General features: G+C 58.3%; 29 protein-coding genes and 1 tRNA gene. 13 read left to right on the top strand and 17 right to left on the bottom strand.

Annotation, left to right across the window (positions count from 1 at the left end; translation table 11 throughout):
* Window positions 1-154 precede the first annotated feature (154 nt).
* Window positions 155-406 carry a DUF2934 domain-containing protein gene (locus AC5SEO_RS02025; RefSeq protein ID WP_174068878.1) on the top strand — a complete coding sequence of 84 codons (252 nt, stop codon included), beginning with the start codon at window positions 155-157 and terminating at the stop codon, window positions 404-406.
* Between the two features lie 68 nt (window positions 407-474).
* Here AC5SEO_RS02025 and AC5SEO_RS02020 read toward each other — a convergent pair whose 3' ends face one another.
* Both AC5SEO_RS02020 and AC5SEO_RS02015 read right to left on the bottom strand, forming a co-directional pair.
* Window positions 475-1,263, bottom strand: coding sequence for an SH3 domain-containing protein (locus AC5SEO_RS02020; RefSeq protein ID WP_174068879.1), 789 nt, complete (start codon window positions 1,261-1,263; stop codon window positions 475-477).
* Window positions 1,264-1,482, bottom strand: a complete 219-nt coding sequence (locus AC5SEO_RS02015) for a hypothetical protein (RefSeq protein ID WP_127966124.1) — start codon at window positions 1,480-1,482, stop codon at window positions 1,264-1,266. It abuts the gene before it with no gap.
* Between the two features lie 39 nt (window positions 1,483-1,521).
* Here AC5SEO_RS02015 and ubiG point away from each other — a divergent pair, with 39 nt between their 5' ends.
* Complete coding sequence (ubiG, locus tag AC5SEO_RS02010; protein WP_003511226.1) at window positions 1,522-2,268, top strand: bifunctional 2-polyprenyl-6-hydroxyphenol methylase/3-demethylubiquinol 3-O-methyltransferase UbiG; 747 nt, start codon at window positions 1,522-1,524, stop codon at window positions 2,266-2,268.
* A gap of 82 nt (window positions 2,269-2,350) precedes the next feature.
* On the opposite strand, the gene AC5SEO_RS02005 is transcribed toward ubiG, so the two are convergent.
* The 4 genes from AC5SEO_RS02005 to AC5SEO_RS01990 are packed head-to-tail and all read right to left on the bottom strand — an operon-like array spanning window position 2,351 to window position 4,763.
* Window positions 2,351-2,779 (bottom strand): DUF1178 family protein, encoded by a 429-nt coding sequence (locus tag AC5SEO_RS02005; RefSeq protein WP_003511227.1) that lies wholly within the window; start codon window positions 2,777-2,779, stop codon window positions 2,351-2,353.
* Complete coding sequence (locus AC5SEO_RS02000) at window positions 2,776-3,627, bottom strand: carbon-nitrogen hydrolase family protein (protein ID WP_174068880.1); 852 nt, start codon at window positions 3,625-3,627, stop codon at window positions 2,776-2,778. Before AC5SEO_RS02000 ends, AC5SEO_RS02005 begins: the two co-directional genes overlap by 4 nt.
* A gap of 29 nt (window positions 3,628-3,656) precedes the next feature.
* Window positions 3,657-3,911, bottom strand: a complete 255-nt coding sequence (grxC, locus tag AC5SEO_RS01995) for a glutaredoxin 3 (RefSeq protein ID WP_003511229.1) — start codon at window positions 3,909-3,911, stop codon at window positions 3,657-3,659.
* A 60-nt stretch (window positions 3,912-3,971) separates the two neighbouring features.
* Window positions 3,972-4,763 (bottom strand): ComF family protein, encoded by a 792-nt coding sequence (locus AC5SEO_RS01990; RefSeq protein WP_174068881.1) that lies wholly within the window; start codon window positions 4,761-4,763, stop codon window positions 3,972-3,974.
* 144 nt (window positions 4,764-4,907) lie between these two features.
* Between AC5SEO_RS01990 and AC5SEO_RS01985 the strand changes: the two genes are divergently transcribed.
* Window positions 4,908-5,789, top strand: coding sequence for a methyltransferase domain-containing protein (locus tag AC5SEO_RS01985; protein ID WP_174068958.1), 882 nt, complete (start codon window positions 4,908-4,910; stop codon window positions 5,787-5,789).
* Between the two features lie 17 nt (window positions 5,790-5,806).
* Here the strand turns inward: AC5SEO_RS01985 and AC5SEO_RS01980 are convergent, their stop codons facing one another.
* The 6 genes from AC5SEO_RS01980 to AC5SEO_RS01955 form a co-directional block, all read right to left on the bottom strand.
* The gene (locus AC5SEO_RS01980) at window positions 5,807-5,998 is read right to left on the bottom strand and encodes a Flp family type IVb pilin (RefSeq protein WP_026330706.1); all 192 of its coding nucleotides are present in this window, start codon (window positions 5,996-5,998) and stop codon (window positions 5,807-5,809) included.
* A 94-nt stretch (window positions 5,999-6,092) separates the two neighbouring features.
* Window positions 6,093-6,407, bottom strand: coding sequence for a hypothetical protein (locus AC5SEO_RS01975; RefSeq protein ID WP_003511234.1), 315 nt, complete (start codon window positions 6,405-6,407; stop codon window positions 6,093-6,095).
* Between the two features lie 162 nt (window positions 6,408-6,569).
* On the bottom strand, window positions 6,570-6,983 hold the full coding sequence (mutT, locus tag AC5SEO_RS01970) for an 8-oxo-dGTP diphosphatase MutT (RefSeq protein ID WP_065659636.1): 414 nt from the start codon (window positions 6,981-6,983) through the stop codon (window positions 6,570-6,572).
* The gene (locus AC5SEO_RS01965; protein ID WP_174068882.1) at window positions 6,980-7,756 is read right to left on the bottom strand and encodes a GNAT family N-acetyltransferase; all 777 of its coding nucleotides are present in this window, start codon (window positions 7,754-7,756) and stop codon (window positions 6,980-6,982) included. The genes mutT and AC5SEO_RS01965 overlap by 4 nt, the downstream gene beginning before the upstream one ends.
* 18 nt (window positions 7,757-7,774) lie before the next feature.
* Window positions 7,775-9,016 (bottom strand): bifunctional glutamate N-acetyltransferase/amino-acid acetyltransferase ArgJ, encoded by a 1,242-nt coding sequence (argJ, locus tag AC5SEO_RS01960; protein WP_174068883.1) that lies wholly within the window; start codon window positions 9,014-9,016, stop codon window positions 7,775-7,777.
* 92 nt (window positions 9,017-9,108) lie between these two features.
* Window positions 9,109-9,972: a peptidylprolyl isomerase gene (locus AC5SEO_RS01955; RefSeq protein ID WP_013761725.1), complete on the bottom strand. Its 864-nt coding sequence runs from the start codon at window positions 9,970-9,972 to the stop codon at window positions 9,109-9,111.
* Window positions 9,973-10,215: 243 nt separating this feature from the next.
* Between AC5SEO_RS01955 and secA the strand changes: the two genes are divergently transcribed.
* The 5 genes from secA to AC5SEO_RS01930 all read left to right on the top strand — a co-directional run bounded on the left by secA (window position 10,216) and on the right by AC5SEO_RS01930 (window position 18,004).
* A complete protein-coding gene (gene secA, locus AC5SEO_RS01950; protein ID WP_038495808.1) occupies window positions 10,216-12,924 on the top strand; it encodes a preprotein translocase subunit SecA in 2,709 nt (902 codons plus the stop codon).
* Between the two features lie 149 nt (window positions 12,925-13,073).
* On the top strand, window positions 13,074-13,967 hold the full coding sequence (locus AC5SEO_RS01945; protein ID WP_065704351.1) for a DMT family transporter: 894 nt from the start codon (window positions 13,074-13,076) through the stop codon (window positions 13,965-13,967).
* Window positions 13,968-14,048: 81 nt separating this feature from the next.
* A complete protein-coding gene (locus tag AC5SEO_RS01940; protein ID WP_174068884.1) occupies window positions 14,049-15,251 on the top strand; it encodes an acyltransferase family protein in 1,203 nt (400 codons plus the stop codon).
* A 57-nt stretch (window positions 15,252-15,308) separates the two neighbouring features.
* The gene (gene uppV / locus AC5SEO_RS01935; RefSeq protein WP_174068959.1) at window positions 15,309-16,724 is read left to right on the top strand and encodes a Wzx-type polysaccharide biosynthesis protein UppV; all 1,416 of its coding nucleotides are present in this window, start codon (window positions 15,309-15,311) and stop codon (window positions 16,722-16,724) included.
* An 8-nt stretch (window positions 16,725-16,732) separates the two neighbouring features.
* Window positions 16,733-18,004, top strand: a complete 1,272-nt coding sequence (locus tag AC5SEO_RS01930; protein ID WP_003511245.1) for a GNAT family N-acetyltransferase — start codon at window positions 16,733-16,735, stop codon at window positions 18,002-18,004.
* Window positions 18,005-18,067: 63 nt separating this feature from the next.
* Here the strand turns inward: AC5SEO_RS01930 and uppQ are convergent, their stop codons facing one another.
* On the bottom strand, window positions 18,068-18,709 hold the full coding sequence (gene uppQ / locus AC5SEO_RS01925; RefSeq protein ID WP_019564818.1) for a polysaccharide biosynthesis GNAT family N-acetyltransferase UppQ: 642 nt from the start codon (window positions 18,707-18,709) through the stop codon (window positions 18,068-18,070).
* A 296-nt stretch (window positions 18,710-19,005) separates the two neighbouring features.
* Between uppQ and AC5SEO_RS01920 the strand changes: the two genes are divergently transcribed.
* Window positions 19,006-19,090, top strand: a tRNA-Leu gene (locus AC5SEO_RS01920).
* Window positions 19,091-19,358: 268 nt separating this feature from the next.
* Window positions 19,359-19,874, top strand: coding sequence for a disulfide bond formation protein B (locus AC5SEO_RS01915; protein WP_013761732.1), 516 nt, complete (start codon window positions 19,359-19,361; stop codon window positions 19,872-19,874).
* Between the two features lie 31 nt (window positions 19,875-19,905).
* On the opposite strand, the gene AC5SEO_RS01910 is transcribed toward AC5SEO_RS01915, so the two are convergent.
* Window positions 19,906-20,463, bottom strand: coding sequence for an HNH endonuclease (locus AC5SEO_RS01910; protein ID WP_003511248.1), 558 nt, complete (start codon window positions 20,461-20,463; stop codon window positions 19,906-19,908).
* Between the two features lie 321 nt (window positions 20,464-20,784).
* Between AC5SEO_RS01910 and AC5SEO_RS01905 the strand changes: the two genes are divergently transcribed.
* From AC5SEO_RS01905 to AC5SEO_RS01895, 3 genes are all read left to right on the top strand, one after another.
* Window positions 20,785-21,087, top strand: coding sequence for a hypothetical protein (locus tag AC5SEO_RS01905; protein ID WP_174068893.1), 303 nt, complete (start codon window positions 20,785-20,787; stop codon window positions 21,085-21,087).
* Between the two features lie 148 nt (window positions 21,088-21,235).
* Entirely contained in the window at window positions 21,236-21,841 is a 606-nt protein-coding gene (locus AC5SEO_RS01900; RefSeq protein WP_076845506.1) for a transglutaminase-like cysteine peptidase, read from the top strand.
* Window positions 21,842-22,081: 240 nt separating this feature from the next.
* A complete protein-coding gene (locus tag AC5SEO_RS01895; RefSeq protein WP_013761735.1) occupies window positions 22,082-22,873 on the top strand; it encodes a metallophosphoesterase family protein in 792 nt (263 codons plus the stop codon).
* 54 nt (window positions 22,874-22,927) lie between these two features.
* Here AC5SEO_RS01895 and AC5SEO_RS01890 read toward each other — a convergent pair whose 3' ends face one another.
* The 3 genes from AC5SEO_RS01890 to AC5SEO_RS01880 are packed head-to-tail and all read right to left on the bottom strand — an operon-like array spanning window position 22,928 to window position 26,952.
* The gene (locus AC5SEO_RS01890; RefSeq protein WP_013761736.1) at window positions 22,928-24,145 is read right to left on the bottom strand and encodes a glycosyltransferase family 4 protein; all 1,218 of its coding nucleotides are present in this window, start codon (window positions 24,143-24,145) and stop codon (window positions 22,928-22,930) included.
* Window positions 24,146-24,154: 9 nt separating this feature from the next.
* Entirely contained in the window at window positions 24,155-25,480 is a 1,326-nt protein-coding gene (locus AC5SEO_RS01885; protein ID WP_013761737.1) for a polysaccharide pyruvyl transferase family protein, read from the bottom strand.
* Window positions 25,465-26,952, bottom strand: a complete 1,488-nt coding sequence (locus AC5SEO_RS01880) for a lipopolysaccharide biosynthesis protein (RefSeq protein WP_013761738.1) — start codon at window positions 26,950-26,952, stop codon at window positions 25,465-25,467. Before AC5SEO_RS01880 ends, AC5SEO_RS01885 begins: the two co-directional genes overlap by 16 nt.
* Window position 26,953 lies beyond the last annotated feature (1 nt).

The raw sequence follows: 26,953 nt of genomic DNA, 5'->3' as shown, positions 1-26,953 counted from the left end.
CCGCTTTCGCAATGCAGCATGTTTGCTTGACGCCCGGAAAATCATGGCATGTAATGGAGTTTGAAATGCCGGCATTGATTCCTGTCGAGCGTGTGCCGGACCAAGCGGAATGTCGCCTTGTCAAAGGCGTTGTCAACAGCAACGGGAGACGAGCATGCAGGTTTCGGAACAAGAGTGGATCAGCAAACGGGCCTATACACTTTGGGAAAAGGAAGGCCATCCTCATGGCCGTGACGCGGACCATTGGGAACAGGCAAAGCATGAATTTTCGCTGCTGAAGACATCGGAGGCGACAAAGCCTGCCCAGCGCAAGAAAGCAGCGCCGAAGACCGCTGCTGCGGAGCCGGAGGCAGGAGCCCCCGCAAAACCCAAGGCCCGTGCACGCAAGGCAGCAACCGCGAAATAAAAGTACTCTCGTGATAATCTGAACCGGCAAATGAAAAGCCCGACGAAATCTCGCCGGGCTTTTTCTGTTTATCGCGGATCGCAACCGGGATCACCGACCCGGCAACCGCCCTGAAAGTTTTCCGAGGCGGGGGCGCGGCGTGGATCATCCCACTGGCGGCGCTCCGGACGACGCTGGCCTTCGTCCTGATTTGGCTGGCGATCGCGATTGCGGTCGCGGTTTTCTTCCTCGAACCGAGGACGGTCACCATCTCGACGCGGCCTGTCCTGGTTTCCGTCACCCTGCTTCCAGTCGCCATAACGGCGCTCCCAGCGGCCGTCATTCGGTCCACCGCCCTGACGCGGATCGCGCCATTCATCCCGGCGGCCATCACGCCATTCGTCGCGCGGACGCGGGCGTTCCCAGTCACCGCGCGGCGGCGGAGGCGCAGCATTCCAGTAACCGCCTGATGGCGGCGGACGACGCCAGCGGTCACGCTCGCGGTAGAAGTCACGGTCACGATAATAACGGTCCCAATAACGACCGGCTTCGAAGGTGATCACGGGAACGCCGAGATCGCGGTAATAACGCGGCTCAACGTAGACCCGGTTCTGCCTGAACGTCGTCTGGATGTAACGACCGGCGACCCAACCACGACCGCTGACGAAAGAGACGTCGCACCACGGCGTATCGGACAGGCAGCCATGTACCGTCAATGGTGCGCCGACCGGGATCACGACCACGGCCGGATAGGCTGTGCTCGGACCGGAGCGCATATTCACATTCGCGGTGGCAAAGCCGCGAGTCGCAGCTTCGGCAAGGGCCGGCGCGGCGAGCATGGCCACCAGCGCAATTGCGCCAAACAGTTTTTTCTTCACTTACTTCTCCTCAAGCAAAAGCCCGCTTTGCCCTTGTCGGCGTCCACCAATTTCGATGGACGAGCATGCGTTCCACATACTGCCATGACTGGAAAATACGCCGCGTTCCATGAACGCAGCATGAAACAAATCGCAGCCCGTTTCAGTTCCACCTGCGGCAATGAAGCACCCGGGAATTTGCCGACGGAATGTGCCGCCGGTCTTGACTTCGGGGATCAATCATCCGACTTCAATGCAACAGCAATATGGAGCAGAACCATGAGCGAAACCGCACAGACGACCGTCGACCAGAGCGAAGTGGATCGCTTCTCCGCGATGGCTGCGGAATGGTGGAGCCCGACGGGCAAGTTCCGGCCGCTGCACAAATTCAACCCGGTGCGGCTTGAATATATCCGCAACCGCATCTGCGATAATTTCGGCCGCGACCCGAAGGCGCACCGCCCGCTTGAAGGGCTGCGTGTGCTAGATATCGGCTGCGGCGGCGGCCTGCTTTCCGAACCCGTGGCGCGCATGGGCGCGGACGTGGTGGGCGCCGACCCTTCAGAAAAGAATATCGGCATTGCCTCCACCCACGCCCGTGAAAGCGGTGTCAGCGTCGACTACCGCGCCCTGACCGCCGAACAGTTGCTGGAGGCGGGCGAAACCTTCGACGTCGTCCTCAACATGGAAGTGGTCGAGCATGTGGCCAATGTCGATCTCTTCGTCACCACCTGCGCGAAAATGGTGCGTCCCGGCGGGCTAATGTTCGCCGCCACCATCAACCGCACGCTGAAAGCCCGCGCGCTCGCGATCTTTGCCGCCGAAAACGTATTGCGCTGGCTGCCGCGCGGCACCCACCAATATGAGAAGCTGGTTCGCCCGGATGAGCTTGAACGGCCGCTGGTGGCCAGCGGCATGGATATCGTCCACCGTACCGGCGTCTTCTACAACGTATTGCAGGACCGCTGGAACCTCTCGCCGGACATGGAAGTCAACTACATGATGCTGGCGAAAAGACCCGCGTAAAGCTAGCGCACCCAATTCGCCGGTCATGAACGACGGATGACGTCGCCCTGAGTGGTGGACGTCATCAAAATCGTAGGCAAACTCAATTCACATCATCGGGCAGCACCGGCAACGGTGCAATCTCGATGCCCTCGTCAATCAGGGCCTTCGCGTCCTGGGCAGACGCGTGGCCGATGATGCCGCGTTCGTCGGCCTCGCCATAGTGGATCTTGCGGGCTTCTTCGGGAAATTTATCGCCGACATCTTCCGCATTCGCGCGGATATTGGCGACCGCCTCGCGGATTTTTGCGATAGCCTCTTTTCTGGCCGTGTCCATGGCGAGCGACTGGCGTTCGTCTTTTTTGCGGGCGGTGGAGACCGAGGGCGCCATCAGAAGTTTGGAAACCTGCGGGGAATTGCACATCGGGCAGGACAGGAAGCCGCGCTGCAACTGATTGTCGAAATCGTCGCTCCCGGAAAACCAGCCTTCGAACTCATGGCCCTTTTCACAGGCCAACGCATAACGGATCACGCCGCCTCACCTCCAGCAGGAATAACCGTGTCCAGTCCGAACTCGCGGGCATTGCGCAGATTGGGGATTTTTCCGCGCGCGGCAGCCACGAGAGACGTGTCGATCTCTGCGAAAATGATCTCTTCCCCGGCGCCGCCGGCCATTGCCAGCACCTTGCCCCAAGGGTCGATGATGATGGAATGGCCGAACGTGACCCGCCCGTCCTCATGCAGGCCGGCCTGTGCGGCGGCAATGACGAAAGCGCCGTTTTCAATGGCGCGGGCACGCAGCAGAATTTCCCAGTGGGCTTCACCCGTCTGGCGGGTAAAGGCGGCCGGAACCGTCAGAACCTCGGCGCCGGCGAGTGCCTCCGCCCGGAAAAGCTGCGGGAAGCGCACATCGTAGCAGATCGCAAAGCCGAATTTCCCCAGCGGCAGTTCGGCAACGCGAGCGACAGCGCCGGGTTCGTAAGCCGCACTTTCGCGCCAGCTTTCGCCATTGTCGAGATCGACATCGAACATGTGGATCTTGTCATAGCTGCAGATACGCGAACCGTCAGGCGCAAACAGAAAACCGCGATTGGCAATCTTGCCATCCGGGCGGGCAATCGCTGTCGAGCCGACATGGACATGGATGCCGAGTTCGCGTGCCAGCCGGGCGGCGGTCGCAACGATGATATCGCCATCGTCGTCACGCAGCTGGGCGCGAAGCGCCTGCCTGTCCTTCTGGAGAGCGCCGGTCATTTCCGGCGTCTGAACATAGACAGCGCCCGCAGCCGCAGCAACACGCACCAGGCGCTCCATGTCGGCGGCGTTTTTCGCCGTATCGACACCCGAGCGCATCTGAACGGCGGCAGCCTTGAAAATCATCACGTCCTCCGTATCGAAAATCGAGCCGATTAAGCGGCAAGCATAACGTCGAGTTTGCCAGCACGCTCCAGTGCATGCAGATCGTCGCAACCGCCGATATGCTGGCCGTTGATGAAGATTTGCGGGAAGGTGGTCCCGCCGGATTTCTCGATCATTTCCTGCCGGTATTCCGGCGTCGTCGTCGCGTTATATTCGGCGTAATCGACGCCCTTGCTGTCCAGCAACGCCTTGGCGCGCGCGCAATAACCACAAAAATCCCGTGTATAGATCGTTACCGGTGCCATGTATTTCGAAGCCTCGCAAACGTGTGCTGAAACGCACGATATCCTCGTTTCATTCAGGCTTCATATAGGGCCGGAAATGGCCATTGCAAAGGTCAAAACGGTCACATCAGTGGCACCCGCCTTCCGCAAGACGCGACTTGCCGCGCCCACCGTCGCACCAGTGGTATAAACATCATCCACCAGCACCACTCGCTTGCCATAAACATCGGTTTTTCGGCCGGGCGCTATTGCAAAAGCACCCCGCACATTGTCCTGCCGGGCAAGCGCGGAAAGCCCCACCTGCCGCTCGGTCGGCTTCACGCGCAACAGCGTGCCGGCAAGCAGCGGTTTGCCGGTGGCCTTGGCCAGATGCCGTGCGAGCTCAGCAGACTGGTTGAAACGGCGACGCCAGAAGCGGTGGCGATGCAGCGGAACCGGCACGATACAGTCGCAGCTATCAACCGTTCCGTCGCTTGCCCGCAGCATCCACAGCGCCATGAAACGCGCAAGATCGGTCCGGTCCTGATATTTCAGCCGGTGTACGAGTTTACGCGCGGTTCCCTCATGGCTGGCAACAGCGCGCAGACGGTCGAAAGGCGGTGGGTCGACGATGGCTTGTGCGCTTACAACACCCGCGCCGTGATCCCGGGAGAAGGGAATGCCCAGAACCTCACAAAAAGGTCGATCGATAAAGGCCACATCCCGCCAGCAATCCGCACACAGGGCACCCTCGCCGCCGGTCATGCGGGAACACCCTGCGCAAGTGGGCGGATAGACCATGCGGAAGGCCGAGTGCAACACGCTGCGTGCCGCCACCGACACCGTCGCGGACTTCGACAGCAATCCCGAAAACAGATCTTCACCAGCGCCCATGAGGTTGACTTTAGCGCCGAACGGGTGCCTTTGCGAGAGAGATATGTTTCGGCCTCTGACCGGAAAAACGATGCCCGAAGCGGCATGACAGCAACGATGCGGCCCGCCGATCCCAAAGGCGCTACAGGCCGAGCAGGCACGACGATGGATATTCTCTTTGACCAGGCCCTGATCGAACAAAATCGCCGCCGGGCGTGGAACCAGCTAGACGATAAGGCACTGTTTCTCCTCGACATGGCCGCCGACGAGTTTGCCGACAGGCTCGCCATCGTCGAGCGCCGTTTCGAGACCGCAATCGAACTGCACGGCGGGACGGGCATCACCGCCCGGCGTGTGACTGAGACGGGCAAGGTGGAATCCATCCGCCGTATCGAGACGGATACCTCCTTTGCGACGGATGGGAATGTGCCGCAGGTGGCCTCCATGGAGCATCTGCCGCTCGAAGAAGCCTCCGCCAATCTCATTGTTTCCCCGCTTGCCCTCCACCTCACCAACGACACCCCCGGTGCGTTGATCCAGATAAGGCGGGCGTTAAAGCCGGACGGACTGTTTCTCGGAGCCATTCCCGGCAGCGGCACATTGCAGGAACTGCGCGATGTGCTGTTGACTGCAGAAGCCGAGTTGACCGGCGGCGCCAGCCCGCGCGTCATTCCCTTTGCCGACGTGCGCGATGTTGGCGCACTGTTGCAGCGTGCCGGTTTTGCGCTTCCCGTCACCGACGCGGAAACTTATACGGTGCGTTACGACTCGATTTTTCCGCTGATGCGCGATCTGCGCGCCATGGGCATGGCCAATCCGCTGGCAAGCCGCAGCAGAAAACCGGTCAACCGCGCTTTTTTCCTGCGGGCAGCGGAGCTTTACGCCGAACGTTATTCCGATCCGGACGGGCGGATCAGAGCCACGTTTTCCATCATCTATGTCTCAGGCTGGGCACCGCACGAGAGCCAGCAGAAACCGCTGAAACCTGGTTCCGCCAAAATGCGCCTTGCCGATGCCTTGAAGACGACCGAAGTCAAGCTTTCCTGATAGGCGTAGCGCAGGCCTCAGATGTTGGCAAAAGTATCGGCGAGGAACTGGAATACAGCATTGATGGTGCTGCCGATGGTGGTTCCGCCACCGATGATGGCGGCGGAAATAACGCCGACGATCAGGCCGTATTCGACTGCGGTCGCGCCGTTTTCGTCTTTAAAGAAACGAATAAAACAATGCAGCACGGGATATTCTCCATCCGCCATCCGGTGCTTACGCTAACCGGCATTATATATTGCTAAAATCGAATTTATACTATGCCACGGGCATGAGTAATCCGTTACCGATGATGGTAAACGATCAGCAACCGCTCTCGCTGCTATAGCCCGTCACGACACAGGGCATCTCGGGCATCGGCTGGGTTATGCTGCGGCGGATGGAATAGGTCTTGCCAGCATCGGTCTTCTTGATGGAGCCGGTGCTTATCATGTCGTAATTGTCGGAGAACTGCGCGACGCGCGTTGATGATTTTCCGGCAAGCATGGGGGTGACGATCAAGGAAAGAGCAATCACAGCCGTCCCGAAAAGCAGCGCGACATTAAGAACGCCGGTGCGACGGGATTTGTTGGAGTAAGACTGACGACCTTCCACCGTCTTCCAGAAATCCTCGTTCATAGCCAACCTCATACGCGCAGTTTACCGCTTCTTTAGCTTAACAATCTGCCAGAGGGTGCTGAACGATCTGTTAACACAGCCTCGTTTTGGCACGGTAAAGCGGAGTTACGGGATGTTTTCAACAGGCTGCGCGAGGGGATGGAACCCGCCAGGTAGGTCGCTTTAAAGCAAATCCTGAAGGAAGGGGATGAGCGGCTCGTCGGCCGGCGGCATCGGATAATCACGCAGAGCCTGCGGCTTTACCCATTTAATTGCCTGTCCTTCGCGCCCATGGGCCATGCCTTCATAACGACGGCACACGTAAAGCGGCATCAGCAGGTGAAAAGTCTCGTAGGTATGGCTGGCGAACGTCAGCGGCGCAAGGCAGGCTATCTTGGTCTCGATACCCAGCTCCTCGTCGAGCTCGCGGACAAGGGTCTCCTCCGGTGTTTCGCCTTGTTCCACCTTGCCGCCTGGAAATTCCCACAGGCCGGCAAGCGACTTGCCTTCAGGTCGTTGCGCCAGAAGAATACGGCCGTCCTGATCGAGAAGGGCGCAGGCGGCAACGAGCAGGATTTTTTTGCCCGCTTCGCTCATTCTTCACCAGCCTTGCGCCAGTAGCGATAGGAATAGGCCTCGGTGAAGCCGAATTTTTCATAAAGTGCAATCGCGGGCGCATTTGTGGAGACGACCTGCAACCAGGCGCTTTTGGCGTCGCTGATGCGGGCCCAGCGCAGTGCTGACGCCAGCAGCTGCGTGCCGAGGCCCTTTTTCCGCTGCGACTTCTCGACATCAAGGGAAAGAATGCCGGCAAGATCGTTATCCTGCACGCAGATAACGGTGGCGAGTGCGCTGCCCCCTGCTTCTTCGTTGATGAACAGGCCAAGGGTCGGCTTGATCGAACTGAGGATTTCAGCGATCGCCGGGCGCAGGGTCGGGTCGCCATCGCTGACCTTGATGCTCGCCTCGACAAAACGGCCAATATCGTGGCTCGGCAGGCTGACCAGCGTTTCCGGCAGTTCCATGCCAGCGAGATCGGCCGTCATGACCTTGACCTCCTCAACCATGGACCAGCCGTCCTTTACCAGAAAATCCTTGAGTTGCGGCGGCATCAGCGTCGTTTCGCGCACCACCAGCGGACGGCCGAAATCCTCGAAGCGCTTGCGCGCCTTTTCCAGCCGCACCGCGCAGTTTCCATAATCGGAAGGATCGAGCGGCACCACGCAATTTATGCGTTTGGACGGATGCGACCCCGTCAGGCGGATTTGCCAGCTACCGTCATAAATCACCGACGAGGCCGGCCATGCCCGAAAGCTGACTGCTTCCAGACGGCGAACCAGCGGCAGATTGACGATTTTATTGTCCTGCATTCTCTTCGGCTCCAACGGTCAGCTCCGGTAGTCGCCGTTGATCGCAACATATTCCTTGGTCAGGTCGCACGTCCATACGGTGGCCTTGCCCTCACCGAGACCGATGTCAACCTTCACCGGAATGTCTTCCAGCCGCATCACGGCGGTGGTCTCCGCTTCCGAATAATCCGGATCGCGTTCGCCATTGACGGCAACGCGCACGCCGCCGAACCAGATGGCAAGGCGATCACGGTCGGCCATTTCACCGGATTTGCCCACAGCCATGACGATGCGACCCCAATTGGCATCTTCGCCGGCAACTGCGGTCTTCACCAGCGGTGAATTGGCAATCGAAAGGGCGATCTTCTTGGCCGCGACATCGTTTTCCGCACCGGTAACGGTGACTTCGACCATCTTGCGTGCGCCTTCGCCATCGCGAACCACCTGCAGGGCAAGATCTTTCAGGAGATCGTTAAAGGCGGCGCGGAAGGAGGAAAGCCGCTCGTCATCGGCGCGCGTCACCTTGACCTGACCGTCCTCAGCCGCCGCACCTGTCGCAAACAACATCAGCGTATCGGAGGTGGAGGTGTCGCTGTCAACAGTCACGGAATTGAAGGTCGGGCCGACACCGGCGGAAAGCAGCGATTGCAGCGCGGCCGGATCAATATCGGCATCCGTCACCACGAAAGAAAGCATCGTCGCCATATCGGGCGCGATCATGCCGGCACCTTTGGCGATACCGTTGATGGTGACCACGACACCGCCGATTTCAGCGGTGCGGGTCGCGACCTTGGGATAAGTGTCGGTCGTCATGATTGCCTTGGCGGCTTCCTGCCAGAAATCGGCTTCGGCCATGCCCTGCATGTCGCCCAGAACCCCGGCGAACTTGGTGGCATCAAGCGGTTCGCCGATTACGCCGGTCGATGCCAGAAACACTTCATTTTCAGAGCAGCCGACGGCAGCGGCTGCGGATTTCGCCGTCAACTCGGTCGCGGCCTTGCCTTTGACGCCGGTAAAGGCGTTTGCGTTACCGGAATTGACCACCACGGCGCGCGCCACGCCACCGCCGAGATTGGCGCGGCAGAAATCAACGGGGGCCGAGGGGCATTTCGATTTTGTGAAAACGCCAGCCACGCTTGCCGGCTTGTCGAACACCATCAACAGAACGTCGGTCCGGTTCTTGTACTTGATGCCGGCGGCAGCCGTCGCCATGCGAACACCACGCAGCGCGGGCATGTCGGGATAGGATTTCGGAGCGAGCGGGGAAACGGCAACGGACATGGGAAAGCGCCTGAGATTCTGGAAACGGGGAAGGTTTGAAAGTGCCTGAGATGAAGCGGGGCGGCCTGTGGCCGCCCCGTAACACGGTTTTATTACTGCTGCGGCTGTGCCTGCTGTTCCTTCGTGGCTTCGTCGTAGCCCTTCTTCAGCGTCTCATCCATGATTTCGATCTTCTGGTCAGCCTTTGCCTTCTCGATGAGGGCAACGTACTTGTCACGCATGACAAGCTGACGAACCTGCGGCTCGACCTGCTCGAAAGCCGGCGGCGGTGCGATGCGCTTGTCTTCCAGCTTGATGACGTGGAAGCCGAACTGCGTCTTGACAGGCGTCTTGGTGTAGGCGCCCTTTTCGAGACCGAAAGCGGCCTCTTCGAATTCCGGAACCATGCGGCCCTTGCCGAACCAGCCGAGATCGCCGCCATCATCCTTGTTGGAGTCGGTCGACTTTTCCTTGGCAAGTGCTGCGAAATCCTTGCCCGCATCAAGCTGCTTGATGACGTCCTTGGCTTCGTCTTCGCTTGCAACCAGAATATGGGCTGCCTTGATTTCTTCTTCCTTCGGCAAGGCTGCGACTTCCTTGTCGTAGCGCGCCTTCACCTCTTCATTGGTGACAGCATCAACCACATGCTTGCGGAAATAGGCGTTGTGCAGCTCACGGTCCTGAATGAACTCCATGCGCTTCTTAAAGTCTTCGGTCTTTTCCAGACCTTCGGCGCTGGCATTCTTCACGAGAAGCTTGACGTCGATCGCGCCGGAAAGGGCTGCGACCTTTTTCTGCTCGTCGGGAAGCTGTGCGAGCTGCGGATCGAGATTGCCCATGGCAAGGTCGAGTTCGGACTGGTGGATTTCCAGATCGCCAACCTTGGCGACAACCTTGTCTTCCTGTGCAAAGGCAGGAAACTGGAGGCCGAGCGTGGCCACAATCACCGCAGCCGCAATTTTATTATAGCGCAACATTTTGAACCTTTCGGGGACAATGCCGGCTCCAGACATGGTTTCCGGCTCTGAAAAAACTTCCAAACACCGGATTGTGGCCATTCTGTAACGGGCAGAACCGTTGACATCATTTGCCCCCCCTCTTATCTGTCACGCAACCTCGCGTCCAGATACGTTGAAGGGCGAAGTCCGTCATTTGTTGCCGAAATCGGCGTGATGGAAAAAACCGCCTGCGAAAACGGAATTTCAGAAAGGGCCAGTAAGATGGTCAGCCTCGGCGGAATAGCCCGCAAATTGTTCGGTTCGGCAAATGAACGCCGCGTCCGCTCCTATAAAAGCAAGATCGCAGCCATCAATGCGCTGGAGGAAGCCACCAAGGCTCTTTCCGACGACGCGCTGGCGGCAAAGACGGCGGAGTTCCGCCAGCAGCTTGCGGACGGCAAATCGCTGGACGATCTGCTGATCCCGGCTTTTGCCGTCGCCCGCGAGGCGTCGCGCCGTGTTCTGCACATGCGACCCTTTGATGTGCAGCTGACCGGTGCCATGATCCTGCACCAGGGCGCCATCGCCGAAATGAAGACCGGTGAAGGCAAGACGCTGGTGGCGACCCTTGCGGTCTACCTCAATGCGCTGGCCGGCAAGGGCGTGCATGTCGTTACCGTCAACGACTACCTCGCCCAGCGCGACGCGGCCACGATGAGCAAGCTCTACCGTTTCCTCGGTCTGACGACCGGTGTGATCGTGCACGGGCTAGATGACGACCAACGCCGCGAGGCCTATGGCTGCGACATCACCTACGCCACGAATAACGAGCTTGGCTTCGATTATCTGCGCGACAACATGAAATATGATCGCGCCCAGATGGTGCAGCGCGGCCACAACTACGCAATCGTCGACGAAGTGGACAGCATTCTGGTCGATGAGGCGCGCACGCCGCTTATCATCTCCGGCCCGCTGGACGACCGCTCCGATCTCTATAACACCATCGACGCCTTCATTCCGCTTCTGTCGCCGGAAGATTACGAAATCGATGAGAAGCAGCGTTCGGCCAACTTCTCCGAAGACGGCACCGAGAAGCTCGAAAACCTGCTGCGGCAGGCGGGCCTGCTCAAGGGCGAATCGCTTTACGACATCGAAAACGTCGCCATCGTTCACCACATCAACAATGCGCTGAAGGCCCACAAGCTCTTCACCCGCGACAAGGACTACATCGTCCGCAACGACGAGATCGTCATCATCGACGAATTCACCGGCCGCATGATGCCGGGCCGCCGTTATTCCGAAGGCCAGCACCAGGCGCTGGAAGCCAAGGAAAAGGTGCAGATCCAGCCGGAAAACCAGACGCTGTCTTCCGTCACCTTCCAGAACTACTTCCGCATGTATGCAAAGCTGGCCGGCATGACCGGTACGGCATCGACGGAAGCGGAAGAGTTCGGCAACATCTACGGTCTCGACGTCATCGAGGTGCCGACCAACCTGCCGATCCAGCGTATCGACGAGGACGACGAGGTTTATCGTACCGGCGAAGAGAAGTTCCTTGCCATCATCGCCGAGATCAAGGCGGCGCACGATCGTGGTCAGCCGGTTCTCGTCGGCACGACCTCCATCGAGAAATCCGAGCTTCTGGCCCACATGCTGCGCCAGTCCGGCTTTACCGATTTCCAGGTTCTGAACGCCCGTTACCACGAGCAGGAAGCCTATATCGTTTCGCAGGCCGGTGTTCCCGGTGCGGTCACCATCGCCACCAACATGGCCGGTCGTGGTACGGACATCCAGCTCGGCGGCAACGTCGAGATGCGTCTGGAGCGCGAGCTGGAAGGCATGGAGCCGGGTCCGGAGCGTGATGCGAAGGAAGCGGCCATCCGCGCAGAGATCAAGGTTCTCAAGGAAAAGGCGCTTGCCGCCGGCGGTCTCTACGTCATCGCGACCGAGCGCCACGAAAGCCGCCGTATCGACAACCAGCTGCGTGGCCGTTCCGGCCGTCAGGGCGACCCCGGTCGCTCGAAATTCTATCTGTCGCTTCAGGACGACCTGATGCGCATCTTCGGTTCCGAGCGCATGGACAGCATGTTGCAGAAGCTCGGCCTGAAGGACGGCGAGGCCATCGTCCATCCGTGGATCAACAAGGCGCTGGAACGCGCCCAGAAGAAGGTTGAAGCCCGTAACTTCGAGACCCGCAAAAACCTGCTGAAATATGACGACGTGCTGAACGATCAGCGCAAGGTCATCTTCGAGCAGCGCCTTGAGCTGATGGAATCCGACAATATCGGTGAAACCGCAGCCGACATGCGCCACGAAGTGATCGAAGCGCTCGTCACCAAGCATATTCCTGAAAATGCCTATGCCGAACAGTGGGATATCGCCGGTCTCAAGGCCGGTATCGCCCAGTTCCTGAACCTCGACCTGCCGGTGGAGGAATGGGCGAAGGAAGAGGGCATCGCCGAGGACGACATTCTTCAGCGCGTTACCGAGGCCGCGGACAAATACGCCGCTGAACGTGCAGAACGTTTCGGCCCGGAGATCATGACCTATGTCGAGCGCTCGGTCGTGCTTCAGACAATCGACCATCTGTGGCGCGAACACATCGTCAACCTCGATCACCTTCGTTCCGTCGTCGGTTTCCGCGGTTACGCCCAGCGCGATCCATTGCAGGAATACAAGGCGGAAGCCTTCGAGCTGTTCCAGTCGCTGCTTACCAACCTCCGTGAAGCCGTCACCGCGCAACTGATGCGCGTGGAACTGGTGCAGCAGGAACCGCAGCAGCCGGAGCTGCCGGAAATGACCGCGCATCACCTCGACCCCGTCACCGGGGAAGATGAGATGGCGCAGGGCGTGCCGGTCGCTTTCGTACCGGCCGAGGACCGCGACCCGAACAACCCCGCCACCTGGGGCCGTATCGGCCGCAACGAAATGTGCCCCTGCGGCTCGGGCAAGAAGTACAAGCACTGCCACGGCGTTTACGAACAGGCGTAAAAGGCCAGGGCTTTATGCCAGCAATCGATCGCCCGTAACCTGCGTTACGGGCGATTTTGTTTAGGCAGGATCATTGCTGCTGGTCGGGGTGTTGACTGGTATCGGCACTTTCCATATGGGAGCCGGATCATCCTGCGGAAACTGCTTTCATGGCCCCTCGCGATCTTGCCGCCTATATTTTTCTCGCGATTACGTGGGGCGTGTCTTTCCTGCTGCTTCTACATGTCGTCGCAGCCTTCGGCTGGATTGGCGCAGTCACGCTTCGCTCGCTCATAACCGCTGTAGCACTCTTTCTCATTGCGCGTGCGGCACGCCGGAAGCTGGTATTCTCCGCAAGCTGGCGCGCTTTCGCAATCGTCGGCGCAACCACGGTCGCCGGGCAACTGATCGGCCTGTCCTATGCGACGCCTCAGATCGGCACTGCGATGGCAGCCATATTGGTGGCGACCATCCCGCTTTTTTCAATGCTGATCTCGCAGATTTGGGGTCTGGAACGCCTGACGCGGCAGGGTATTGCCGGTCTCGTCATCGGCTTTGCCGGCATCGTCCTGCTCGTTGGTTTTCCCGCTGTTCCTGTCACATCCGGCTTTGTCATTGGCTGTGCTGCCGCTGTCGCCGCCTGCATCTGTGCCGCCTATGGCAGCAATTTTGCGAGCCTGCACCTCAAGGGGGTTGGATCCTGGGAAATAACCATCGGTTCCTTCCTGACAGGCGGCCTGATGACCCTGCCGCTTCTTTTCGCGGTGCCCTTGCCCGGAACGCCCGATCTCGTCGATTACGGTTATCTTCTGATACAGGCGGTCGTCATGAGCGGCCTGACCTACATCACCTATTTCAAGCTGGTCTCCTCGATCGGCGCAACGAAGGCGATCAGCGTGGAATTTGCCGTCACCGTTGTGGCGGTGCTTGTTGGCGCCCTGGTGCTCGACGAACCCCTGTCGCTTCCCCAGCTGTTCGGTGCCGGCATCATCATTCTGGGCTGCGCACTGGTGCTTGACCTCATGCCCAAGAAAAAGGCCCCGCCCACCCCGTCGGGGGCATGAAGGGTTTATTAGCGTTTTCCACCAATAGTCGTGTTGATCGTTACGGATCAGGCGGGATCGCGTTCGTCACGCGAGGGGAAAATGCAACCGGGCAAATCAGACTATGAGCATTATTGGGACCCGTTGCGGGCACTCCTCATGCTGCTCGGCATACCCTATCACGCCTCCCTGCTCTACAGCTATGCTTTGCCCTGGGACATCAAGGATTTCGAGACCAGCCCAGTCCTGACCGCGCTTGGGGCAGCGCTCGTCACCTTCCGCATGCCTTCGTTTTTTCTGGTGGCCGGCTATTTTTCCACCATGGTCATCGGCAGGAAGGGCAAGATGCCATGGCTCAGACAGCGCTTCCTTCGCCTTGGCGTCCCTTTCATCGTGGCCGTGCTCCTGCTTGGGCCATCGCAGCTTTTCCTGCTGAAACTGGCAGGTATCGCCAAAGGTGATATTCCCGCCGACCGGCTGCTCGCGAACCTGCCGGATTTGCTGCTTCCGGGTGAGCAATGGATCATGCATCTATGGTTCCTACCCGCCCTTATCATCTATTCGGGTCTGCTTGCCGGCCTGCTATTTCTGGCGCGGCGCCCGCCCCTCGCCCATGCAAGAGACTGGTTCGGCAGGATGCGGGGTCAATATCCTGCCGCGTTTTTCGCAGCGCTCTGCGCCTTCCCTGTTTTATGGGAGCTGACGGTTTACGGTTCGGGCCTGCTTGCTGGCAAAAATGGGAACAGCCTTCTCGTTCTCTATGAACGGGCCTCCGACCCTTACGCGCGTTACGTACCGTTCTTCCTTATCGGGGCTTTGCTTCATCGCGACCGGGCTCTTTTTCACCGCTTCCGCCAGACGGGCATCCTCACGGGCGTCATCGCGTTTGCCGCGATCGCGGCAGCGGTCACGCTGCGGTTGGAATATCCTTTTTCGAACTCGGCCCTGCTGGTACTCGTCTCCGCAATCGCCGCCGTGGCGGCAAGCCGCGTGCTGATCGACATCGCCTGCCGCTTTTTCGACCGGCCAAGCTGGCTTGCCAGGAGAATGACCGACGCTTCCTTCACCATCTACCTGTTTCACCACCCGCTGATTTATGCCTTCGGCACCCTCTTCATCCTGATCTCGCTGCCGCCGATCCTGGAATTCGCCATCATCGTCGTCGCCACCACGATAACGGCCTATCTGCTGCATCAGGCGATACGCCGTAGTCCGCTTGCCCTTTTTCTCTTCAACGGGATCCGCAAACCGAGGCAGGTGGCCAATATCGGCACACAGGTGCCTGTCTCCCAAACCCTTCGTTAATGATAAGGTGCTTATAATCCAGTTGCCTACTCAACTGGAAATGATGGCGTGTGGATTATGGCTATCCTCAACACGGCGGAAAAAGCCTTACCCGCAGGCCTGCGCGCTAAACTGGCGCCGCTGGGGGCAAAAATCGCCGTCGTCGTTTCCGGCAGAGACGATGTCTCCCGGGCCCAGCGCATGGCGCTCGTCGCCTTTGCGGTGCGCATCATCAGTGCCGGTATCGCTTTCATCTCCCAGATCATCCTTGCCCGCCTGATGGGCGAATTCGAATATGGCCTGTTCGCCTTTGTCTGGGTTCTGGTCATCCTGTTCGGCAACCTCTCCTGTCTCGGCTTTCACACCACCGTCATCCGCTTTTTGCCCGGCTACCGCCTGGAGGATGCCCACGACAAGATCATGGGTCTGACCTCGACAGCGCGCCTCTTCGCCATGCTTTCGGCCAGCGCGCTTGCATTTTTCGGTTTCGTCTTCCTGTATTTCTTCGGCGAGCGCATCTCCGCCTATTACCTCATTCCGGTTTCGCTGGCGCTTTTCACCCTGCCGATGGTGGCGCTTGGCGATGTGCTGAACGGGACAGCTCGTGCCAACGGCTGGGCGGTTTCAGCCCTCAGCCCCACCTATATCATCCGCCCGGTGCTGATCCTGCTGTTCATGCTGGTGGCGATCCGTCTCGGCGCGGAAAAAACCGCGACGACAGCGATGCTTGCGGCCCTTTTGGCCACCTATGTCACCACGCTTTTCCACTTCGTGTTCATGAACCGCCGGCTCAACCGGCATTTCCGCAGCGCTGCCCGCAGGGTGCATTTCCGTCCGTGGATACGGTTTGCCTTTCCGATGTTCCTGATCGACGGCATCGGTTTTTTGATGACCAATTCAGATGTAGTAATCGTCGGTCTATATCTGCCGCCGGATCAGGTCGGCATCTATTTTGCCGCGGCAAAAACCATCGTGCTGATGCAATTCGTGTTTTTTTCAGTGCAGGCGGCTGCGGCCCCACGTCTGGCCGCGCTCATTGCTGCCAATGACAGGCAGGGGCTGGCCGGGTTCGCCAGCCAGGCGGCGCGCTGGGCCTTCTGGCCATCGCTTGCCGTTGGCTGTCTCGTGCTTCTGGCAGGGCCGTTTCTGCTGTCCCTGTTCGGTCCCGGCTTCGTACAGGGTTACAAGCTGATGTTCTTCCTCTTTGCCGGCTTCCTCGCAAAAGCACTGATCGGCCCGGGAGAAACGCTGCTGAATATGGCCGGCAAACAAAAATTGTGCGTAGCTCTTTATATTATTATCTTCGGTTGTAACATTATACTCAACATGGTGTTGATTCCGGTCTATGGTCTGACTGGCGCTGCGGCAGCTGTGGCGATAGCAATGTGCATAGAAGCTGTGCTATTGCATATTGCCATTCGCCGCACACTCGGGATCGTCCTTTTTGCCTTCAACGATCCCCGGGCGGGTCAAGACACTGGGAAGGCGGTGTAACGATAAGCATGTCCAGCGACCCAAAGAATCCGGATTTTCAGGACCCGCGCATCGCTGCGCTGATGGCGTCTACGGAGCGTGACCGACCCGTGGCCGACAGCAGCCGGCGCGTGGGACGCGACGGCCGCGAATTCTGCATCTATCCTGGCCGGCTCGGTTACGACATGCAGGAAGAACTCGACTTCCTGTCCAACCGCGTCATGGAGGCAAATGTCTTCTTCACAGGGCGGCTTCTTGCACCCGCCATGCCGCGTATCGATGACAAGTCCGTGCGCTTCGCCCTTATTCGCGACGAGAACGGCGCTAGAAGCCGCATGCGCTTTCTGATGCCCTTCACCGTGGAAAAGCCGGGTTTTTCCATCGGTCCCTCCATCATCCGTGGCTGGGCCAACCCCTTCGGCCCTCTCGGCACGCCGCTGGTCGATACCGAAGGTGCCGCAGAAACGCTCGACAATCTTTTCGATGCCCTTTCCGACCGGGAAATGCGCCTGCCGAATGTTCTGGTACTGCCGGATGTACGGCTTGAAGGGCCTTTTGCCCGGATGTTCAAGGCCATAGCAATCAGCCGCAACCTGCCGGTGACGACGACTGGTAACTATCAGCGGCCGATGCTGGAGAGCCTTCTGGACGGCGAAGCCTATCTGCGTAATTCACTTGCGCCACATCATTTGCGGGAAATGCGCAGGCAGTGGCGACAGCTCGAAAAACTCGGGGCCCTTTCCTACACCGTTACCCGGCAACCGAAGGACATACGCTACCGCATGGAGGAATTCCTGGCGCTGGAAGCGAGTGGCTGGAAAGGCCGCAAACGCAGCGCGCTGGTGAATGACCGCTATCGCGCCGCCTTCGCCCGCGAGGCAATCACAAATCTGGCCGAAGCGGATGCAGTGCGCATTCACACCATCGATCTCAATGGCAGTGCCATCGCCTCCATGATCGTCTTCATGACGGCTGGCGAGGCCTATACGTGGAAGACCGCCTTTGACGAATCCTATTCGCGGTTTTCACCCGGCAAACTTTTGGTGCAGAAACTGACCGACTGGCAGTTGGACGACGCCAATATTCTGCGCAGCGACAGCTGCGCAGTGCCCGATCATCCGATCATGAGCCGCTTCTGGCAGGAACGGCAGGAAATGGGCACTCTGGTCGTCGGGCTTGCGCAGAACAGCGACCGTGACGTGCGACAGGTTTCCACGCAGGTGGACATGTATCGCAACACCCGCAACCTCGCCCGCAGCCTGCGCCAGAAAATCCTCTCCTTCGGGCGCAAGAACAGTTAATCCCGAAGGATGCCGCAGCATCCTTCGGTTTGGTATCGGACTATCCACGGGGCTGACGCTGCGTCAGCGCGAGGCCGTCCGGATCATCTTGCACAATTGCGTCAGTGCGGCGTCATATCCGCCGCCGAGAATATCGACGCAACGACGGGCAAGCTTGATCTGCTCGTTTCGCGACATGTCGTTATAGGCCTGTATGGCATTGCGCATGCCACCGGGCGATACCGGCCCCGTGTTGCCGGGGTTTCCAGGATTGCCCGGATTACCAGGGTTCGCCGGATTGCCTGGCGAGCTGGAGCCGCCGATGCCAAGCCCGACACCAAGGCCAAGACCGCTCGATCCGCCCACATTCGCACCAACATTTGCATTGATGCCGCTGGAGCCGCCAACCGAAGCATTGGCGCCCGCACTGACACCGCTCGAGCCGCCGACGGATGCGTTGACATCCGCATTAACCCCGCTGCTGCCACCGACCGACGCGTTGACATCCGCGCCCAGTCCGCCACTGCTTCTGCCGCCGACATCAGCGCTGGCATTGACGCCATTGCTGCCACCAACGGAAGCGTCGACACCGAGCCCACCGCTGCCATTGCCGCCCACACTGGCATTCACCCCGTTCTCACCGCCAATCCCGATATCCAGCGCGTGGGCGTTGACCGGTAAAATCAGACAGGCAGACAGTAACAAATTGCGAGAAAGCGCCCTCATAATTTCCTCCTATGAGTTCTGGCTTCTCCCGCCCCGCGTGGAAACTCCACGCAAACATCATAATTCAATTAGCAATTGTGTATATTCTAATTTATTAGTGGTATCTAATATTGCTTTAACGCCACAACCGTCGGTGTACCGATACGGGACGGACAAACGCCACTCTCCTTTCATTCCACGCCCGGTAAAAGCTCTGAAATGAAGGCTGCAAACGCACGTCATTAGACAGGAAAAATCAGCTTTGGGGTTGCACGCATGCCATTGGCCGTGATAGACGCCGTGGCATTACCACCGTTGCCCCAATGGCGGAATTGGTAGACGCGCCGCACTCAAAATGCGGTTCCGCAAGGAGTGCTGGTTCGATCCCGGCTTGGGGTACCATTACCTAAAAATCATATTGATTTTCTTCGTTTTATTCCGGTCTTTCAGAAAGACCGGTCGATTGCTTCGCGGCCATCAAGACACTCACGAAACTTTGCTCATTCGCCGCTCGAATATTACCGGGCTTTCATTTGCCAGATGCAAAGGACTGGATTAGACGAATCCGGGAATACACCGTTGAACCGGCGACTTAATTTCGCCATCACGCCCGCCTTTTTGAAAGCCCGTTCGGGATATCTGCTTCTTCGTGAAGTTTGGGGAAAACATTATGGCCACTGCAACAACCGCCGACAACAGCCGCACGCTCGCCGCTCTTGGCGTAACGGCGGGAATGATCTTTACTGTCGGCTCCGCCCTCGGTTTCCAGCATATTGGCGGTTATACGCCCTGCGCATTGTGCCTTTTGCAGCGCGATCCCTATTACTACGCCATTCCGTTGGGTATTCTGGCCATAGCGACCAGCATCTTCAAGCTGCCGGTTCAGATCACGCGGCTGCTTCTCGCCCTCATTGGCGTGGCGATGCTGATCGGCGCCGGGCTTGGTGTTTATCACGCTGGTGTGGAATGGGGTTTCTGGGCAGGGCCTATCACCTGCGCCACGGGTGCGCCATCCATCACCACCAATGCCGGTGACCTGCTTGGCAATCTGAATGCCATCAAGGCACCCTCCTGCAACGACGCTGCACTTCGGGTGCTCGGCCTTTCGTTTGCCGGCTGGAATGTCATTGCAAGCGTTGCGCTTGCGGCCGTTGCCTTTTTTGGCGCGAGCCGGAAAAGCCGTTAAACGGAAAAGCCGCGTTGCAGTCCTCAAAGGATCAGGGCTGCAGCTCGGTATCCCAGTAAAGATAGTCCATCCAGCTTTCGTGCAGGTAGTTGGGCGGGAACAGCCGCCCGTTATTGTGCAAGTCCTGAACCGTCGGCTGGAAAGGCTTCTGCGCCGGGAACATGCCCGCCTGCTTGGGAAGCTTGCTGCCTTTTCTAAGATTGCAGGGAGAGCAGGCCGCCACGACATTGTGCCACGTGGTTTCGCCGCCATGGGCGCGGGGAATCACGTGATCGAAGGTCAGGTCGTCCCGCGTGCCACAATATTGGCATTCGAACTTGTCCCGAAGGAACACGTTGAAGCGTGTGAAGGCGGGGTTGCGGGTGGGCTGGACATAGGTCTTGAGGCTGACGACGCTCGGCAACCGCATGGAAAAGCTGGGTGACGACACCGCGTGATCATATTCTGCAATGATGTTCACACGGTCTAGAAAGACGGCCTTGATCGCGTCCTGCCAGGACCATAACGACAAGGGATAATAACTCAGTGGCCTGTAGTCTGCGTTCAGAACGAGCGCCGGCAGGGCCTGTGGTGAAACTGCAATCGTCAAGGGCTTCTCCTGATCGATTCGGCATCTGCACTTGTATATTAGGTCCGTTGTTACAGGATTGTGAAGCCCATAAATGCAGCGGAGAAGAGCTTAATTTTTCAGCTCTAAAAACGTCTTTTTTGCGATCCGGACAATCGGGCGGCGAGATAGTCGTCTGGCCACTATCTGGTGATGCCCCCAGCGGTACCGAAGCGATTCGCCTGCCGACGAACGCTATATTCGTTCTCACCCTCAATGCGAGATCAGTGATATAGTCAACGCGACGAACGATTGGGAAAGCAGAATGCGTATCTATCGTTCTGTCGAGGGAAGGAAACGGCCATGATCTCGCGCAGGCACCAAACGGCAGCGTTATGGAAGGGCCTGGCGGCTGGCGCCTTTGCCGTGCTCATGGTCCTGCCCGCTTCCGCTTCTGCCCAGCAATATCAGAATTTCGAAGTCACGCCGGATGGCCGTGGCGGTGCGCAGGGAACGATCGGCGGGCGCAATTTCGAGGTCTACCGCAATTACGACCGGCCGCCGGCAAGTCGCAGCAACTCAACCGATACGCGGCGTGAGTACCGAAACGCTGTGCCACAGCAGACATGTATCATAGATGCCGAGGGCCGCACCCGCTGCAAGTAAGCGCAATCGCAGCGGTTTCCCCGCTGTTCTATCTCGCTTTAATAAAATTGGATTTCGCTAAAAAGCAATCTATCGACTTAAACGGCCCGCAACGAAGGGTCGCTATGTTGCCATGCACAAGAGACAACAACCGGGCAGAGGCAGAGACATGGCGAAGAGACAAATCCGTCTGGCAAAGACTTTGGCAGTTGCCGTCAGCGTGGCGGCAAGCATCGCGACAATGGCATCGGCCGCCCCGCTTGCCGGCCTGGCGCAGAACCCGACCGCATCGCGCCCCGGCCTGTTCATGACGACAAGCCGCCCGACAATTGCACCCATCGCCTTCGCAAAATTTTGCGACGACGCCGCCGACCAATGTGTCCGGATTGGCGATCGCGACACGGTCGAACTGACCAAGCAGAAGCGCACGGAACTCCAGCGCATCAACGCCGAGATCAACACATCGATAATCTATACAAGCGAAGCGGACGGACAGGACGAATGGAATCTGAACCCCGCAAGCGGTGACTGTGACGACTACGCGGTGACCAAGCGGCAACGCCTTCTGCGCGCCGGCTGGCCCTCGGGCGCCCTGCGCATTGCCACCGCCCGCACCTCCACCGGCATAGGCCACGCCGTTCTGGTCGTCAGCACCAGCCAGGGCGATCTGGTGCTGGACAACCGCACCAACGTCGTCAAACCTTGGAAAGCGGTTGACCTGAAATGGATCAAGATCCAGTCACACGAAAACCCGCGTGTCTGGCTGAAACTCTAGGTCTATCTCGCACAGGATAGTCATCTTCGAACAGGAAGGGGGCGCTCCGTTCCTCTTCAATTGGCGCGGCGCGCCTTGCGAAAATCGACAACGGCTTTCGCAATTCCCTGCCCCGGATAGCTTTGTCCGACAGGGCTTTGGCGGATGCCGCAGCCGTTGCATGGACCCAGGTTTTACGGGCTCTGTGGCGTTGGCTTTCAACACTCTTGACCTCGTGCAAGAGAGACAGTATCGGCATCTATGCCTAAAGTGCTCAACTGGATTCGCGGTCGTAAACAGCCAGCCCCCCGCGACGACCGGAGGCGGCGCAGAATAGACCTCGGCGACAAATCTCCGTCTTTTCCGATCTATGCCATTGGCGACGTCCATGGCAGCCTCGATCTGCTTTTGCAGGCGGAACAGAAAATCCTTGCCGATCTCGCAAGCAATCCATCCCCCGCTCTGGTTATTCTTCTGGGCGACTATGTCGATCGTGGCCGGGATTCCTGCGGTGTTCTCCAGCATCTGCTGCAACCACCGCCGGCGCCCCTGCGCCGCATCTCGCTTTGCGGCAATCACGAACAACTCTTCAGCGATTTCCTCGAAAATCCGCAAGACAACATGCACTGGCTGGATTTCGGCGGCCGCCAGACGCTTCTGTCCTACGGGGTCGATATCAGCTACTTCATCAACAACGGTCGTCTGCGGCTCCAGCCGTTCAGGGATGCGCTGATTGGCGCGATCCCGCAGGCCCATCGGCAACTTCTAGTCAGCCTGCCTGTCTGCGTCCGCATGGGACCCTATTTTTTCGTTCATGCCGGCCTCAAACCCGGAGTGCCGCTTGAGGCGCAGACCGATGAGGACATGTTGTGGATCAGGGAACCCTTCCTGTCGGAAGGGGCGGGACTGGACCTTCTCATCATTCACGGCCATACGCCGGCGCCGGAACCACAGACAGGTCCGCAACGGATCGGCATCGACACCGGCGCGTTTACGACGGGCAGGCTTACCATTCTAAAGCTCACGGATGCGGGGCCACGACTTATTGCCTGATGGCTTGCCATCGTTGGATCAGGTTGCACCAGCCAGACGCATCACAATCGCGATTTATTTGCCCTTCAGAATATTGCCGAGCACCGTCATTTGCCGGCGGTTCCATTCGACAGCGTCAAGGAACGCATTGTTTCCCAATTCCTGCCGCTGCTCCCGATTGGAAGAGAGCCTGATAATGGCATTGGCAAAGGCCTGATGATCTCTATCTTCAACGACAATCACGCCACCACGATATCGTTCCGAAAGCCCCCGCACACCCGTATGGGTACTGATCGTTGGGACACCCGCAGCCAGAGCATCAAGCAGTTTTATATTGATGCCCGTGCCAAGCGTGATGGGATTGATGGAAAGTGGCGCGCGTGCGAACGCATCCTTCAAGTTCTCCACCCGGCCAAGCTTGAGAACCCCCTCCATGTCCTCGACCTTGCCACATATGCTACCTGCCAGCACCAGGCGGATGTCCGGACGGGCCGCGCTCACCAAAGGCAGGACATTGTGAAGGAAACTATTGAGAGAAATGACGTTCGCGTCGTTGCCTGAACCGAGAAACAGAAAATCAGCGGAAGTGAAGTCTTCCACTCTCTGGCCGAGATCCAGAATATGGCTCACCGTTTCAACCACCGGCGGCTCTCCTGCCAGCCGCTGCTTGAACGAACGTTCCTCTTCTTCCTGTATGGCGACAACGACATCGGCGCGGCGGAATGCCTTGCATTCCACGTCCGGCGGAACCGAGAACCAGTACCCAAATCTGTTGGCCGTGTTCACGAACGCCTTATGACGATCGGCGAAGGAATCGTGCGTGTCGAGAATGCGAAGCACATCATCCGGCAGCCCAAGAAAAGCTCTCGAATGAAAGGCATATTCGACGATAACGGCGTTAATCCCGAGTCGACGCTGAATATCCAGGACCTGCCTGCCTATTTCCGGATAATAGAACTCGTCGAGGTAATTGTAGAAACCGCTGTCGCGGCCAAGGAGCCGTTGAATTTTCCGACGGGTTCGAAATGCGGTCAACCCAATCTCGAACCTGAAGTCGTCGATGAGCCGTGCTGCAAACCCGCATGTTTCCCTGGACACGACGTGCATATGCCCGGACCCAAACTCTATCTCATGGGCCGCGGGATCGAAATCAGCTATCATCGGAGTATCGACATAGACGAAATGCACTTCATGTCCGAGGCTACGCACGGCGCGTGTCAGCTGGAGAATCCTGTTCCGCGCACCCTCGTTGGCGGGAACGGCAGGGAATACGGAAACAAAAGCGACTTTCATGAAAATGACTCAAGGCTGCTTGGCGAAGGTCTCGAACACCTGAAAATTCCTTTTGGAAAGGTCCAGAATTTCAGGCAGCTTTTTCCCGACTTTTTCGCGAATCTCATCGGCCTGATCCACGAAATTGATCAAGGCATTCTTGATGCCATCATCCGTATGGAACTTGGCGGGCGAAAGCAGCTCAGCCGCGGAGAGACCGAAATGCTGGTACAACCCTTCGAACTTGCCTTGATACGCAATGCATATCACAGGAACGCCCTTGCCCAGCGCAGCGATCGCAAGATGCATGCGTCCGCTGACGAGGCCATCGAGTTTACCGGCAACGCCTTTTAAAACCGGGGCTGGCCATCTGCCATCCAGATATCGAACCCTGTCTGTCTGTGAAGATGGAGCAAGCTCGGTAATGGCCTTGAGGCAGGCTTGATCGCCAACGTCTTTCCGGTAGTCATGCGGAATGACCAGCCAGCAGACCGGTCTTGCATCGGCAACGAACTCCAGTGCTTCGGCCCCGCGCCTGATGATCGCCGCGATCTGCGCGCTATCCGCATTCTTGAACAGCATGGGATGCAGATTGAAGCCCATGACCCTGTATCCCTCGGCGCGCTTTCGCGCGATCCACGAGATCGTATCTTCATCGGGTTCCGATGGGACAAGACTAAATGCAGAATCGGAAACCAGTGCCGCCTTGGCCGTGGCAAAGGCGTTCAGACGCTCGAGGGAAACAACGTCACGCACATTGAGCGACACCCCCGGATGAAGGGAGCTGTAGAACTTCGCCAAAGCGGGGTGCGGCGTTTCATTAAAACTGAAACCGAGGATAACGTTTTTGATCCCGGCGGCGGCAGCCAGATCAGCGCTTGCCAGAAGTTTTGCGCTGACCAGCGGATGATAATAGCCATCCATCACGTCGGCACCGACAACGACGATGCAATCGTACTTCCGCACCGCGAATTGCTGGGCAAGGGCCTGGATGAAGTCAGGCTTTCCAAAGATATCGACGGTAACAAAGCCTCTCTGCAAAGCAGAGTCGCCAAAATTCGTTCCGTCGACGAGGATGTCTATCTCGACATTGGGATTGCTCGCACGGGCATTCTGCACGGTCGCCGTGATCATCGCGTCATCGCCGGCGGAACCGAACAGGGTGATGGGATCACCAGCCACGATCAAAAGCCGGTTCAGCCGATCTCCGACATTGATAGGCTTGATACTGTGCTTCAGCTCTTGCAGATCATTGAAGAGTTGCTGGACCGCATTATCCAGATTGCGCCGCTCGTTATATTGCACCAGCTTCCGACGCAGTGGTGCAGGGAGTATTTTTTTCACGAGCTTGCGCATTTTCTTTCCTTTCGAGAACCGATTTTGCTCATGATGAGGGCGATGGCGGACCGGGCCTCGCTTCTCGCGGTCAGAGCCAAAAGCAACAGATATGCGACGCCAAACATACCACCGAGCAGGATGCCGGATACGAGGTCGCCCGCACCCAGCATTTTAACTTCAGGTCGCATCCACTGAACGAACAGGAAGCAGAGACCGCTGGAACCGAAGCTTGGCAAAAGCAGGAGGAAAATTCTCCACAGCTTGATGCCGAGTTCCCGGGCGACAAAATAAAATGTGAAAGGCGTCGAAGTGAGCTGCCCGAAGACAAACACGATGACGATTTCCCGGATGTTTTCCGTCGGGACAAGCAATATCAACAGGATGGTAGAGATTGCCTTGACCGTCCCGGCAATCAGCACCTTGTCTGGCCTGCCGCGTGCGGACAGAAACGGGCCGTTTTGAAACTGGACGCATTGCAATGCACCCAGCAGCAGCAGCGGCCGCGCAACCGCGTCGGCACCCTGCCATTGCGCGCCGAACAGGACGTTGCAGATCTCTGGCGCCAACGCAGCCGAGAGCACGAAGATCGGTGTCGAAAAGATCGAAGATATGGTGATGGATTGCTTGTACAGTTCCGCCATGCGCTCCCGCTCGTGCGATATGCGGGACAGCACCGTCAACGAAACATCATATAGCGCCGCCTGAAGCAGCTGCATGAGAAGCTGATAGAGCCTGCTGCCGACGGTGTAGAGTCCAAAGAGAGCAACCCCGTAACGCCCCAGGATCATGACGTCGATCAGCCGCGTGGCTCCGAAATCCACGATGCGCAGACCGAGAGCCGACGAGCCGAAGCGAAGCAATTCGAAAAAAGTGTCGGGCTTGAGCGTGGTGCCCGGAAGCCAGTGCGGTTTGCGCCAGAGCCAGATCAGCGTAACAATGGTTGCAACATAAGTCTGAACGACGAGGCTCCAGACGCCCAGGCCCATAATGGCGAAAGCAATCGCAACGCCACCGCCGATAATATTCGAAATGAAGGTTCTTATTGCCAGCGGCCTGAACGCGAGCGCACGCCGATAATTGACTTCCTGAAAAAGCGAGGCGGTATTCAGCGGCAGCAATATGCAGATTGCCACGATGATCGGTGCCAGCCCTTCCACCTCGAACCAGCTTTCCAGTCTGGGCGACAGCAGACAAACAACGATGACAAACACCGTTGCCAGCGCAACGGACACATAAAATGGCAGATTGACGTCGCTTGGCTCCAGATTTCGTTTCTGCACGATCGCATCTGCGAAACCGAACTCCGACAGCATCTGGATGAGCATCAGAACCAGGCCCGCCGTGGCGACCATGCCGTAGTCGGTGGGGCTGAGGAACCGGGCAAGAACGATGAAAAGAATGGAGGTAAAAAGCTTTCCACCCCAGTTCTGGACGATGGACCAGAAAACGCCTGTTATCGCGGCGCTGCCTATCGAACTTTGCTCCGCCATC

It is taken from the genome of Agrobacterium sp. K11 (assembly GCF_059429395.1).
The sequence above is the reverse complement of the archived record's forward strand: the minus strand, read 5'-3'. Positions and strand labels throughout refer to the sequence as shown.